Annotated in this window: 11 protein-coding genes and 1 pseudogene; 7 read left to right on the top strand and 5 right to left on the bottom strand. The window is 65.4% G+C overall.

Features of this window, described 5'->3' with window-relative positions:
• Window positions 1-130: 130 nt before the first annotated feature.
• Complete coding sequence (locus tag ON32_RS15245) at window positions 131-1,090, bottom strand: alpha/beta hydrolase (protein WP_040791546.1); 960 nt, start codon at window positions 1,088-1,090, stop codon at window positions 131-133.
• Complete coding sequence (locus ON32_RS15240) at window positions 1,083-1,334, bottom strand: hypothetical protein (protein WP_040791545.1); 252 nt, start codon at window positions 1,332-1,334, stop codon at window positions 1,083-1,085. The genes ON32_RS15245 and ON32_RS15240 overlap by 8 nt, the downstream gene beginning before the upstream one ends.
• 83 nt (window positions 1,335-1,417) lie before the next feature.
• Here ON32_RS15240 and ON32_RS15235 point away from each other — a divergent pair, with 83 nt between their 5' ends.
• The 6 genes and pseudogenes from ON32_RS15235 (at window position 1,418) to ON32_RS15210 (ending at window position 7,492) form a co-directional block, all read left to right on the top strand.
• Entirely contained in the window at window positions 1,418-2,068 is a 651-nt protein-coding gene (locus ON32_RS15235; RefSeq protein WP_051133300.1) for a TetR/AcrR family transcriptional regulator, read from the top strand.
• Between the two features lie 767 nt (window positions 2,069-2,835).
• The gene (locus ON32_RS15230) at window positions 2,836-4,062 is read left to right on the top strand and encodes a cytochrome P450 (RefSeq protein ID WP_040791631.1); all 1,227 of its coding nucleotides are present in this window, start codon (window positions 2,836-2,838) and stop codon (window positions 4,060-4,062) included.
• The gene (locus tag ON32_RS15225) at window positions 4,059-4,841 is read left to right on the top strand and encodes a TetR/AcrR family transcriptional regulator (protein ID WP_051133274.1); all 783 of its coding nucleotides are present in this window, start codon (window positions 4,059-4,061) and stop codon (window positions 4,839-4,841) included. The genes ON32_RS15230 and ON32_RS15225 overlap by 4 nt, the downstream gene beginning before the upstream one ends.
• Before the next feature lie 175 nt (window positions 4,842-5,016).
• A complete protein-coding gene (locus tag ON32_RS15220; RefSeq protein ID WP_040791544.1) occupies window positions 5,017-5,700 on the top strand; it encodes an NPCBM/NEW2 domain-containing protein in 684 nt (227 codons plus the stop codon).
• A 141-nt stretch (window positions 5,701-5,841) separates the two neighbouring features.
• Window positions 5,842-6,897, top strand: a complete 1,056-nt coding sequence (locus ON32_RS15215) for a Gfo/Idh/MocA family protein (RefSeq protein WP_083874552.1) — start codon at window positions 5,842-5,844, stop codon at window positions 6,895-6,897.
• Window positions 6,898-7,073: 176 nt separating this feature from the next.
• Window positions 7,074-7,492, top strand: a pseudogene (locus ON32_RS15210) (pyridoxamine 5'-phosphate oxidase family protein).
• Here the strand turns inward: ON32_RS15210 and ON32_RS27115 are convergent.
• Window positions 7,477-9,363, bottom strand: coding sequence for an aminotransferase class I/II-fold pyridoxal phosphate-dependent enzyme (locus ON32_RS27115; RefSeq protein WP_051133273.1), 1,887 nt, complete (start codon window positions 9,361-9,363; stop codon window positions 7,477-7,479). The pseudogene ON32_RS15210 and the gene ON32_RS27115 overlap by 16 nt on opposite strands.
• A gap of 404 nt (window positions 9,364-9,767) precedes the next feature.
• Here ON32_RS27115 and gdhA point away from each other — a divergent pair, with 404 nt between their 5' ends.
• Window positions 9,768-11,117, top strand: a complete 1,350-nt coding sequence (gdhA, locus tag ON32_RS15200; protein ID WP_040791543.1) for an NADP-specific glutamate dehydrogenase — start codon at window positions 9,768-9,770, stop codon at window positions 11,115-11,117.
• 49 nt (window positions 11,118-11,166) lie between these two features.
• Here the strand turns inward: gdhA and ON32_RS15195 are convergent, their stop codons facing one another.
• Together ON32_RS15195 and ON32_RS15190 are read right to left on the bottom strand one after the other, a co-directional pair.
• Window positions 11,167-12,630 (bottom strand): flavin-containing monooxygenase, encoded by a 1,464-nt coding sequence (locus ON32_RS15195; RefSeq protein WP_040791627.1) that lies wholly within the window; start codon window positions 12,628-12,630, stop codon window positions 11,167-11,169.
• 61 nt (window positions 12,631-12,691) lie between these two features.
• Window positions 12,692-13,738: a PDR/VanB family oxidoreductase gene (locus ON32_RS15190; RefSeq protein ID WP_040791542.1), complete on the bottom strand. Its 1,047-nt coding sequence runs from the start codon at window positions 13,736-13,738 to the stop codon at window positions 12,692-12,694.
• Between the last annotated feature and the right edge of the window lie 3 nt (window positions 13,739-13,741).

Genomic DNA, 13,741 nt, shown 5'->3' with positions numbered 1-13,741 from the left:
TGCGGTAGTTCTCGCGCCGACCTGGTCGAATGTTCCCGCCGAGGTGGAGCCGACTCCGCAGACTATCTGCGGTAGGGGCTTACCGCCGGATTCCGGCCGTTTGGACCCCACATGCCTTCTTTCCGCTATATCAGCTCGTGTGCGGCAGCCGGTGGGCAAGGGATATCAGGATGTCGACCAACGGCCCCGGATCCTGTGGACCGAGGTGGGTTGCAGCGAGGGTGTGAACATCGAATGCGTTGCCGGGCGTTGCGGCGTCGGCTTCGGCGATCATCCGGTCCTGCAGAGCGGGCGGGAGCATTCGGTCGAGGCTGCAGCGGATGTAGCTGCGTGGGATCCGTCCCCATGTTGCCGGCGCACCGCGCGCATCAGTGACCGCCACCTGCCACGACTCGTCTGGCTCCATGCCATTGAGCGCAACCCTGAAAGAGTCGTCGTCGTAGTCGTCTGCCAGCGCGGCCTTTGCTGCCGCCACAAAGGCGGGATCGGCCGAACGCCAGTTGGTGCGGGTTACTCCGGTCCGTTCCGGATCGCCCAGACTCGGGATCGTCGTTGCCAGTGTCGAGGCCGCTTCGGGCACAGTGAAGCAGTCGAGCACACTCCGCAGCTGCACGCAGCAGAACGCGGTCAGATAGACCAGTCGAGAGATATGGTCCGGTATCTCGTTTCCTACCCGGGTGATGGTCGCCCCGCCCATGCTGTGGCCCAACAGGATAACCGGCCCGTATGCCGCGACCGAGCGCACAATGTTCACCACGTGCGCGACATTGTCCTCCAGCCGTACCTGAGCCAGTGGTGAGGGCTCGGCCACCAGCGCCTCGACATCCTGTGGGGCCTGGTACGACATCGGAAAGTGTGCGCCTGGCCCATGTCCGGGCAGGTCGACGGCCAGCGCTCGATTCCCCTTCTGGGTCAATGCCGATACCAGCGGGGCGTAGGAGGCCCCGTTCCCGTTGGCGCCATGCACGATGACGAATGTCGGCGTGGTGTCCGCGGCGGCGGGTCTTCCTCCAGCCGCGCACCCACTCGCCAGTACGCCGGCGCTCGCGACACCCGCACGGAAAACAGTCCTGCGCGAAAGTTCAGGCACGTTCCTCCTCCGCGGCCCAGTCCCGGCTCCGCAGGCCGGCGATGATCAGCAGAACGAACCCGAGCAGGCCGACCACCCAGTCCGCCCACTCGGGTATGCCGACTGCACGGAGCAGTCCGGCCACGCCGAAGCTGTGCTCCCACAGTGCTTCGGTCAGCGCAGAACCGAACCCCTGGACGAACAGGATCAAACCCGCTATCCACCATCCGGACTGCGCTCGTACAGCGGTGAGCCATCCCGACACGTTCCAACCTCCAAACCGTTCCGATGCAAGTGCATCGGAACGATAGCATTTATTCGATGCGACTGCATCGGTACACTCGTACCGTGCCACGACAGGTAGACCACGAGAGCCGACGTCGTCGCATCGCGGACGCGGTCTGCGACCTCATCAGCAGAAGAGGGATCGAGGCGGCGACTCTGCGCCAGGTGGCCGTAGAGGCAGATGTCTCGATGGGCGCCGTGCAGCGGTGCTTCAGCACTCGTCAGCAGATGCTGATCTTCGCCCAGGACCATGTGAATCGACGGGTGACCGAGCGCGCCCGGGAACTCATCGCGGCGTCACCCGACCCGGAGTCGATCGACACGATCCTGGAACAGACACTGACGGCCATGCTCGCCGTCGATGATCCAGAACTCCTCGACGCGCGCGTCTGGATCGCATTCATCGCGCAGGCAGCAGTGGACCCGGTGGTGGCGGCCGCCCAGCGAGAACAGCATCGCGGGCTGGCCGAGCTGCTCGAACTCCTCCTGCGCGCAGGGCAAGAATGTGGTCGGATCCGGCCCGACGTAGCGCCCGCGCACACCGCCGAAGAACTCATCGCCCTTGCCGACGGATTGACTGTGCAGGTCCTCACCGGGCGGCATACTCGAGAGTCAGCGCTGCTCACACTACGACGAAGCGCGGCAGAAATCTGGGCACATGCGCCGCGAGAGCACTCCCTCGCTGAGACCGGCCTACCAGTTCGCGCCCAGTAGCGCTGCCATGCCGCACCTCCGCCAGATATTTCCGCGCCGGCGCCGATGCTGAGCTGGCCGCCCTCGTGCGCCGAGAGGTGCTTGGCGGCGTCGACATCCCGACCCGAACGCCGCCAGATACAACCTCTCCTGGCGCCTTGGCCGGCAGGACCCGACGAAGAACAAGTCCGGAAAGGGGTAGCCCCGGCCACCGGATCGGCTACACCGACCAACTGCACACAGCGAAGGTGGCGCGGACCGCGTAGATCCGCGCCACCTTCTCGGGGTCGCGGTAGTAACCGCCGAAAAAACAACGGATATGGGGCCTGGCCCAGATAAGGGGGCCGCTTCACGCACGGCTGGAGCGCTATAGCCGCAGTTCGGCAGATGCACTACCCCGGATATCGGGCTGTTATCCAGGGGCCGCTCAGGCGATGAGCCGTAGCCTACTGACCAGGGACTGTATCCATATCCGCCCGATTTTCGGCGGTTACTACCGGGACCCCGAGAACCAACGCTCGCACCGCCGGACATGCCTCGGCCCAGGAGACGAGCGTGGAGAGGTCTTGGCCGTAATCCATGCGGGCGATCATCACATGAGCAGCACACCCGAATAGAACCGCTTAGCGTGACTTTCCTCCCGGATGCGCCTCAACCCCCTGTTCGTATGGCGATCCTGTCTCGGTTCGGGCCGGAGCCAAAAAAGTGAACAGTATTTACTAATACCTGTTCACAAATTCGATGTGATGTGGTCCACTCCCTATGGTGGCGTTCTACAAGGAGGTACTGTGACCGCACCGTCCCTATCCCATGCCTTCGACTTCACCGACCCCGACCTGCTCGCCGAACGCCTGCCCATCGAGGAATGGGCCGAACTGCGCCGGACCGCCCCTGTCTGGTGGGTGGACCAGCCGAACGGGGTGAGCGGGTTCGACGACGGCGGTTACTGGGTGGTCAGCAAGCTCGAGCACATCAAGGAGATCTCCAAGCATCCGGAGATCTTCTCGAGCAACGCCAATACCGCGGTGATTCGTTTCAACGGCGATATCGCGCGGGAGGAGATCGATATCCAGCGCGCTATGTTGGTCAATACCGACCCGCCCGAGCACGACAAACTGCGCCGCATCATCTCCCGCGGTTTCACCCCACGCGCCGTGCAGAGCCTGCGCGATGCGCTGCACGAACGGGCCGAGCGGATCGTGCACGAGGCCAAGAAGACCGGCGGTGGCGATTTCGTTCAGCAGGTGGCCTGCGAATTACCGCTCCAGGCCGTTGCCGAACTCCTGGGCGTGCCGCAGTCCGATCGTGGCAAACTGTTCGAATGGTCCAATCGGATGATGGGGTACGACGACCCCGAGTTCGACGGCAACCACAAGGTGGCCACCGCGGAAATCATGGGCTATTCCTGGAATCTCGCCGAGGAGCGGCGTAAATGCCCGGCCCACGATATCGTCAGCCAACTCGTCACCGCCGATATCGACGGCGAGGCGCTCGGTTCGGACGAATTCGCCTGGCTCGTCATCCTGTTGGCGGTGGCCGGTAACGAGACCACCCGCAATGCCACCACCCACGGGATGAAGGCGTTCATTGATTTCCCCGACCAGTGGGAGCTGTACAAGGCCGAACGGCCGCACACCGCGCCCGATGAGATCGTGCGTTGGGCCACGCCTGTGATCGCCTTCCAGCGCACCGCCACCCAGGACACCGAAATCGGTGGTCAGGCCATCCGGAAGGGCCAAAGGGTGGGGCTGTTCTACTCCTCGGCCAACTTCGACGAAGACCATTTCGTCGACCCGTTCCGGCTGGACATCACCCGTAATCCCAATCCGCACGTGGGGTTCGGTGGCACCGGAACCCACTATTGCGTCGGCGCCAATCTGGCGCGACTGCAATTGGACCTGATCTTCAACGCCATCGCCGATGTGATGCCGAACCTGCGTCAGGTCGCCGAACCGGTTCGGCTACGGTCGGGTTGGCTGAACGGAATCAAACATTGGCAGGTCGCATACGAATGACACCACCCGCGCGGCGGGGCCGGATGCCCGCGGTGAACGACGCGGACATCCGGCGAGTGGCCCGGGCGCTGATCGTCGAACAGGGGGCGGAGGCGCTGACCCTGCGCGCCATCGCACGTGAGCTCGGCATCACCGCGCCGGCCCTGTACCGCTACTACCCGTCCCGGGAAGAGCTGGTGGCCGCGATCCGTCGGGACATCTGCGTCGATCTCGCCGAAGAACTCGGCGCGCAGGCAGCCGAGCTGCCCGAGGACGGTGTGGTCCGCCTGTTGGCGATCTGTCGGGGATTTCGGCGCTGGGCTTTGGCCCACCGCCACGAGTTCGCCCTGGTATTCGCCTCACCGGCCGACGGTGATCCCGGCGGGGTGCGCCGATTCGACGAGTCGTTCGGTCTGGTCTTCCTGGAGGCCGCGGGCCGACTGCTCACCGGTTACGAGGTGGCGACCCCGCCCACCGGGACGATCCCGGCGACATTACGGGCGGATCTGATCGGGTTTCAGACCGATCTGCTGGCCGTCCTCGCCGCGTCGGGGCAGAAGTTCCCCGCCGAGAAACTCGATTTGGGGGTGGCATATCTGATGATGACCCTGTGGGCGCGGCTGTACGGACATGTCACCTTGGAAGTGTTCGGCAATTACCCCATGGCGGTGAGCGACCCGGACGAACTGTTCGAGGCGGTACTCGCCGACCTGGTGCGTAGTGTCGGCCTGTCCATAGATCCGGCCGCGCCACCCGGATCCGGCGCCGATGCCGTTCGATGCGATTCCGATGAATTATAAAGGGGCGCTGGATTTTTCGAATCAGGCGGCATGGTAACGTCATTGCGAGGCAATTCCGTGTGCGACGGAGCGGTCGAGTGAATTGCTCCAATTCCATAGTCCAACGCGGCGTGGTATATCTCTGCTGCGGCGCCCGACCGGGTTCCGTCGAGTTCTTTCGAAGAAGAGTGTGCGCGTGTCCAATCCAACCGATTCCAGTCGCGGGCCTCGTCCGCGCCCCTACTCGCAGACGAACGGCGCCGAACCCAGACCGCGTGTCGGCACCGCCGAACGTAGGGTGTTGATCGTCTCGGGGATAGGTGTCGCGGCGGCGCTCACCGGTTTGACCGTCACCCTCCTGGGGGGTTGGGCGACGGAAGACGCGGATTCCACCACCGCGACACCGATCGCGGCGACGCTGAGCGAGGTGTCCTCGCCGGCCCCGCCCCCGGCCGCGCCCCCTGCTCCGCAACCCAAGAGCTATCTGGCCGAGATGACCCCCTCCAGCGGGACGCCGTACACCGGCACGGTGGCCGTCAACGGGGTCTCCTACCCGCATTCGGTCTATCAACAGTTCAACGGGTGCAACACCCAGGTGAGCTACACCTACAACCTCAACCGCGAATGGTCCCAGTTCTCGGCGACGGCCGGTATCGCGGACGGTGGTGACAGCCAATCGGTGGTCCAATTCGAGGTGTACGGCGACGGTAGCCCGATCTATTCGTCCGGGAATGTCGAAGTGGGAGAGACCTCGGCGGTGAACGTGCCGGTGACCGGGGTACAGAACCTGACGCTCAGCTTCCAATTCGTGGACGGGAACCTGGGCCTGTGCACGCGGGTGGGCAACGGGGTGTGGGGGGACGCCGCTCTCTCGAAGTGAGAGCGAACGCCGGACCGGAACATCACAGAGGCGCGTGGGCTCGGAGCGAACGAACTCCGGGCCCACGCGCCGTATTCGTTTCGGGTATTCGTTTCGGAATTTCCGTTGACCTGCCGCGCGGTCGCAGCCGAGGATGCATCCGTGCGAGTGGGTGTGGTCGGTTTGCGGATGGGTCTGTACCTGGCGATATGGTGCCGTCGGTTGGGGATGGAGGTGGTGGCGGTATGCGACCGGGATCCCGAGCGTCGAGCCGAGGCCACCACCCGCCTCCCCGGGGCGGTGCCGACCGCGGAGTGGCGCGAACTGCTGTACGCCGATCTCGACGCCGTCGTACTCGCCAACGACTTCGACGAGCACGCACCGCTTGCCATCGCATTCCTCGACCAGGGGGTGCATGTGCTCTCCGAATCCGCCGCGTGTGTGGACGAACGGGAGGCGCGGGCCCTCATCGACGCCGAACGGCGCTCCACCGCCACCTATTCGTTCGCCGAGAACTACGTGTTCCATCCCCATGTCCGGCTCATTCGCAATGCCGTGGCCGCCGGGGAGATCGGCCGGGTCACCCTGATCGAGGCAGATTATCTGCACGGGATGGCACCCGACGAGGTTTCGGCGCTGATCGCGGATCCGAGCGACTGGCGTGGGCGCATCGAGCCGACAGCGTATTGCACCCACACCCTGTCGCCCGTGCTCGCCATCACCGGTGAGATGCCGACCGAGGTGGCGGCTTTTTCGGTCGACTCCACCGATCCGCGCGCGGCGGTGGTGCTGGTGGTTCGTCTCACCGGTGGCGCATTGGCGATCACCCGGCACGGATTCCTGCAAGGTGAGCCCGACAGTCATTGGAGCTGGGTGTCGGCGCGTGGTACCGAGGGGTTGGCCGAGTCGGTGCGTGCGCGTGGGCCCCGCGCGTGGCGGGTGCGCGTGCGCAAGGAGGCCTGGTGCGCCCCGGAGGGCGCCGTGCGCGATGAGGAACGGGAACCGGAACCACTGTTCTCGGGGGGCACCCTCGTCGAGCCGCGGGTGGAAGGAACCGTTCGGGTGCTCGAAGGTTTTCGTGCGAGCGTCGAACACGGCGAACCACCGCTCGTACCCGTGCGTGCCGCGGTCGCCGCATCGCTGGTCGGCGTTGTCGGCGCGCGGTCGTTGCGCGACAACTCGCGCCCGATACCGATGCCCGATATCGCTGTTCGATAGCTCACCTACCGCATATCCGGGCCGGACGAAACGCAAGGGAGCCGTCGCGCCCCGGATGCTCGGACGATCCGGTTCGTTCATGGAGCGGGGCAGCGGTCCCGGGGAGGTGCCGGAAATACGGCGACACCCCGGATGGTTGCCGATCGCGATTCCCCCGAGCCTGAAAGGATTGTCCGATGCCGACGATGACCAAGGAAGAGCGTGAGGCGTTTCTGGCCGATCTCCACGTGGGGGTGATCGCCGTCGAACGGCCGGACCGGGCCCCGCTGGCGGTGCCGATCTGGTACGCCTACGAGCCGGGTGGTGAGGTGGTCGTCTGGACCGACACCGGATCGGTGAAGGAGAAACTGATCCGGGCCGCGGGCCGTTTCTCCCTGACCGCCCAGGTGGAGCAGCCCCCGTACCGGTATGTCACGGTGGAGGGGCCCGTCACCGCTATCGAACCGGCCACCGTCGAAACGGCACGTCCATTGCGGTGCGCTATCTGGGCGAGACGGAGGGAACTGCCTATGCCGAGCAGAACGTTCGGCCCGGATCGATCCTCATCCGCATGCGACCGCAACGCTGGCTGAGCACGGACTACTCCAAGGAGTGAGACCATCTGTCGCCCGAATCGTCCCCCCGGCCCACGAGTCCGGTTTCGTAGGCGTGGATGGCGGCACTGGTGTGGATGGTCTCCGGCCCGGGGTGCTCGGGATACCCGTGCCGGGCCGCCGCCGCAGCGTAGCGGGCGCACAGGTGCGGGTCGCGGATTCGTCCCTGGGCGAACTCGGCCCCGAACCGGTTGTGGTAGGCCGCGAACCAGCGGGGTTCGTCGGCGAGGAAGAGAATGTCGTGCGACGCCATGCGCCGCACTGCGAACAACGGCACCGGTGAACGGTTGACGGGGAAATCGGGATTGCGGGCGGCCGGTGTGGGGCAGCGGGGATGGAACTCGCCGATCATCAGGCCCTGCGCCACGACCCGGTCCTTGACCTGTCGGTGCGCCCGGTCGATCAACTCCCACTGATGTTCCGGCAGGTTCGGCAGCGCGATGACCAGAGCCTGGCGGTTCGGGGCCGGGTGTGACCATGCGATGGTGTGGAACCCGGCCACGGCATCGTCCATGAGATATTCCATCTCCTCGAGGCCGTATCGCCGATCCCATTCGGCGACCCGGACGACCAGGCCGTCGGCCCGGATGGTCGGTTCCACGAAGGGGCATATCGCGCCCGACCGGCCCAGTTTCGGGTGTGGTCGGGCGATGTAGTCGTGCAGCCAGGTCGACACCGTCGTCGCCAGGGCAGGATCGGGGTCTTCGACGATGGCCGGTCGGGCCGATGGGTTCGCGGTGATATCGCGGCAGAGTTCGTCGATCATCTCCGGACGCACATGCGGCACGGTGACGATATGCGCCCGATTCCCCTCGGTGGCCAGATGATATTTGCGGCAGATCCATTCGGCCGGGCGGTCGAACACCACCACGATGGAGTCCGCGTTCCATTGCGGATTCAGCCCCGCCGCGGTGAAACGGTCCACGGCGTGGGCGGCCGTCGCCAGCGCGGTACGCGCATTGTGTTCCAGCCCGGTTCTTCCCTTGGTCGCCAGCGAATACCACAGCAGTACGCTCGCCAGTCCGCTGCGCGAGCAGACGAGGGTGGCATCGGTGGCGCCCACGTATTCGCCCTCGACCTTGGTGTGCACCAGCTCCGATCGGCACAAGGCCACCGCGCACGGCACCGGCATACCCAGACCTTTGTGCATGCTCACCGCGATACTGCCGATCTCGGGTCGGGTGAATCCCCATATCGGCCCGAGGTCGGTGAACGGAACGACCAGTCCACCGAGCGCGGCGTCCAGATGGACGTAGACCCGTCCGGCCGCCGCCGCGGCATCGATGATGGCGTCGACCTCGTCGACGGCTCCGGACATGGTGGTGCCGATGGTCGCCACCACCACGGCGCCGTGTCCGGGATCGGCGGCGCAGGCGCGGGCGAGTGCCGCGGTGTCCATTCGCCCCTGCTCGTCACAGTCGACGACCACCAGTTCCCGCCGCATCAACCGGGCGTTCTTGCGGATCGAATAATGCGCGGCGCGACTGCAGTAGATCTTGGCGTCGGGTAGGAGGGTGCATCCCCGGTCGAGACCGAACAGATTGGCCTCACTGCCCCCCGCGGCGACGTAGCCGTAGATATCGGAGGGTTCGCCGTTGGCCAGGCGGGCCATGAAGTCGATCACGGCGCGTTCCATCGCCTTGGCGCCGACCCCCGACTTCTCCGCGCTGGTCGGATCGCCGACATTGTTGACGAAGATGTCGAGTAGACCGGCCAGCCTGCCGAACGCGAAATCGAGATTGCCGGGAAAACCGAGGACGTAGGGCTCTTCGGCGCGCATCGCGTCGATGAAGGTATCGAGTTGCCCGAGGAGTTGTGCGGAGGGACGAGCAGAAGTGCCGATCGAATACTCATCGGCGATGGAGAGGGTCACGCGATCACCTGGTTCGACTATCGTGCCTTGCCGCAGCCTCGTCACCTCGAGGTGTGGCGGCGGCGTGAAATTCGACCAGAGCCAAACACGACGGGGACACCGTGTCCACGGATACCTGTTGCCACAGCCGGCACGACCGGTTCATGGATTCGGCGATGGCGGACATCAGAGCAGGTAGCGACCCATAGCGCGGGCTCCGCGGAGCTGTGCTGACCGGTTGCCCGGGACGGTGCGGCCGGGGCGGTTCGCATCGGCGAGGTCGCGACCGGGCAGCGGATGGGGTCACAGCGCGCGAGGAATGCCGCACCGTGGGTAGTCGGTGCGAAAGATGTGGACGATGTGTCGGCCTTCGGACTCGGTTCCGGGCCCACCCGTCACCTCACGAGGGACAGGAGAGCAGGTGTATGACCGTGCTGGACGAGAAACTGCGCGATATCTACGACGAGGTGCTGCAGCGTAATCCCGGGGAGATCGAGTTCCATCAAGCGGTCTACGAGGTACTGGGGAGTCTGGGGCCGGTCGTGGCCAAACACCCCGAATATGCCGACGCCGCGGTGATACGGCGCCTGTGCGAACCGGAACGACAGATCATCTTTCGGGTGCCGTGGGTCGACGATGCCGGTCGAGTGCGGATCAACCGCGGTTTCCGGGTGGAGTTCAACTCGGCATTGGGCCCGTTCAAGGGTGGGCTGCGTTTCCACCCGACCGTCTACCTGGGCATCGTCAAATTTCTCGGTTTCGAGCAGACCTTCAAGAACTCGCTGACCGGTATGCCGATCGGTGGTGGTAAGGGTGGCTCGGACTTCGATCCCAAGGGGTGTTCCGACGGTGAGGTCATGCGGTTCTGTCAGGCGTTCATGACCGAGCTCTACCGTCATATCGGCGAGTACACCGATGTGCCCGCCGGTGATATCGGGGTGGGTGGCCAGGAGATCGGGTATCTGTTCGGCCAGTACAAGCGCATAACCAACCGCTACGAATCCGGGGTGCTCACCGGTAAGGGTCTGACCTGGGGCGGGTCGCAGGTCAGACCGGAAGCGACCGGGTACGGAACCGTCTACTTCGTGAACGAGGCGCTACGGGCGCAGGGGGACGGTTTCGAGGGGAAGAAGGTCGTGGTGTCGGGGGCGGGCAATGTCGCCCTCCACGCCATCGAGAAGGTCCGGCAACTGGGTGGAACCGTGGTCGCCTGCTCGGATTCGGGAGGCCATGTCCACGACGAGGAAGGTATCGACCTGGAACTGCTCATGGACGTCAAGGAAACGCGTCGGGAACGTATCCAGGTCTATGCCGAGGAGCGCGGCGGGAGCGCCCGCTATACGGCCGGTCGCTTCGTTTGGGAGGTGCCGTGCGATATCGCCCTGCCCTGCGCCACCCAGAACGAGCTGAACGGCCGCGATGCCACCGTATTGGCGAAGAACGGCTGCCGGATCGTCGCCGAGGGGGCCAATATGCCCTGCACACCGGAGGCAATACGGGTACTGGCGGATGCCGGGGTGATCTTCGCGCCCGGTAAGGCGGCGAACGCCGGCGGTGTCGCGACCAGCGCACTCGAGATGCAGCAGAACGCTTCACGGGATTCGTGGACCTTCGAGCACACCGAGGAGCGTCTCGCCGAGATCATGCGCAATATCCACGACCGCTGTCTGGCCACGGCCGAGGAGTACGGTTCGCCGGGCAGCTATGTGGTCGGCGCGAATATCGCGGGTTTTATCCGGGTGGCCGATGCGATGCTCGCCCTGGGGCTCATCTGAGTTGTCGGCGTCGGACCGGATATCGCCGCGCCGATTCGCACCCGGGATGTCATGCGCTCAGCTCGTACGCCTCGGTGTCGAAGCGGCGTGTGCGGTGCCGGTATTCGAAACTCCAATTGGGGTAGAGGCCGGCATTGCGGCCGTCGGGGGTCTGGTAGTAGCTGATGCACCCACCGGTGACCCACACCGTGGAGGTGCTGCGGCGTTCCATTTCCGCCAGGAACGCCCGCTGGAACCGCGGTTTCACCTCGAGCCGGCGGACCGAGCGGGCGCGCATCGTGGTGAGGGCGTCGACGATATAGGCGATCTGGGACTCGATCATGAAGATGGCGGACTGGTTCCCGGCCGCGCCGAATGGGCCGAGGGTGCAGAAGAAGTTCGGGAAGCCCGCCAGGGTGGTGCCGAGATAGCTTTGGGGTTGTTCGCGATACAGATCGGCGACCGACCGGCCCTCCCGTCCGATGAACCGCTCGAACGCGCTGGGCAGCGAGGAGAAACCGGTTCCGTAGATGATCGTGTCCACCGGGTGTTCGATACCACCGCGGGTCACGATCGAATGCGGCCGAACCTCGGCGATACCGTCGGTGACCACCTCGACATTCGGTTGGTCGAGGGCGGGCAGATAGGCATCGGAGAAGATGGCGCGTTTACAGCCGATCATGTAATCCGGGGTGAGCACCTTCCGCAGCTTCGGATCGCGCACCTGCCGCAGTAGTTGCAGCCTGCCGAGCAGTTCGAATGGATGCCGGAAACGCTTGTCGACGAATCCCACCAGGCCGAAGCTCTCGATGGCCAGGAACCAACTGCCGCGGATGGCCTTACCCGCCACCGGGAACTGCCGCAACAACAACCGCTCCAGTCCCAGGGTGCGACGATCCAGCCGGGGCACGATCCACGGCGCCGACCGCTGGAATACGACCAGCCGGCCGACCCGCGGCTGGATCTCCGGGATGAACTGCACCGCCGAGGCCCCGGTGCCGATGACCGCCACCCGTTCGCCGGTGAGGTCGTGGTCGTGGTCCCAGTGCAGCGAATGGAAGCTGGTGCCGGCGAAGGTGTCCAGACCCGGTAGGTCCGGGTATTTCGCCTCGGCGAACAGGCCGGTGGCCGAGATCAGGAAATCGGCGGTGAGTTTGCCGCGACTGGTTTCGATCCGCCAGAGCGAGCGCGACTCGTCCCAGCGCGCGTCCAGTAGTTCCGTGCGGTAGCGAATATGGCGTACCACATCGAATTCGGCCGCCACCTTACGTATGTAGTCGAGGATCTCGGCCTGTTTGCCGTAGGTGCGCGACCAGTTCGGGTTCTGGGCGAACGAATAGCTGTACAGGTGGGACGGCACATCGCAGGCGCAACCGGGATAGGTGTTGGCGCGCCAGGTGCCGCCGAGGTCCTCGGCCCGCTCGAGAACGACCAGATCGTCGAAGCCGGCCTCGCGTAGTTTGACCGCGAGACCGATCCCGCTGAAACCGGCTCCGATAATGACGATATGCCGGTGTTCGGTCGATGAGGCCATGGTTCGGAGGGGTCCTTCCATCGGATGTGCGGGGCGGTTCCGGGATTGCTACCGGTCGGCTCTACAGGTCGACGACGAGTTCGTCGCCCGCCGCGCGGGAGACACAGGGCAACATGTGGTCGGTGCGTTCGGTGGGGGGCAGAATCCGGTCGCGGTGGTCGACCTCCCCGGCCAGAACCGCGGTTTTGCAGGTGCCGCAGAAACCCTGCCGACACGAGTAGAGGGCATCGGGAATGACCCGCTGGATCGCGGCGAGCGTGGTCTCGCCGGCGCCGACCCGTATGGTGAGGCCGGTCCGGGCCAGGGTGAGATCGAATTCGGTTCCGTTGGTCACCGGTTCCGCAGAGAAACGTTCGATGTGGAGTGAACCGGTCGGATTGATGTCGAACATGGCCTGTCGGGCCGCGTCGAGCATCGGCGGCGGACCGCAGACATAGACGGCCGCGCCGGGGCGGGCGCGCCGCAGCAGGTCGGGGATATCGGGGACGCCGTATTCGTCGTCGGGGCGGATCTCGGCGGTTTCCGGGAGTTCGTCCAGGAACGGCATCGTCACCCGGCTGCGGCCGACATAGACGAGGTGTCCGCGGTCGCCCGCCGCTCGCACCATGGGCAGGATCGGGGTGATACCGATACCGCCCGCGATGAACAGATACGACGGTGCGTCCACGAAGGTGAACGCATTGCGCGGGCCCCGGGCGTGCAGCGGATCGCCGCGTCGGATTCCGCGATGCATCTCGATCGATCCGCCGTCGCCGTGGGGGATGCGCCGCACCGCGATGCGATAGCGTGTCCGGTCTTTCGGGTCCCCGCACAGCGAGTACTGCCGCTGTTTACCGGAGGGGAGGAACAGGTCGATGTGCGCGCCGGGCCGCCAGGCGGGTAGCGGTTCGCCGCTTGCCGAGCGCAGAGTGAAGCCGAGTACGTCGGCGGCTTCGTCGTGGATGTCATCCACGACGAGATTCAGATGGAATCCGCTGCGGCGTACCGGATTCGATCGGGATAGTAGCGGTGCGGTGCGGCCGGTTACGAAGAGCCTGCGGTAGGCGCCCATGGCCGCGTCGAGGAACCGCAGGGGCGGGGGCGGGGTGAACTCCGTTGGCGTCGCCATGAT

This window comes from Nocardia paucivorans NBRC 100373 (genome assembly GCF_000308675.1).
Lineage (GTDB): Bacteria > Actinomycetota > Actinomycetes > Mycobacteriales > Mycobacteriaceae > Nocardia > Nocardia paucivorans.
The sequence above is the reverse complement of the archived record's forward strand: the minus strand, read 5'-3'. Positions and strand labels throughout refer to the sequence as shown.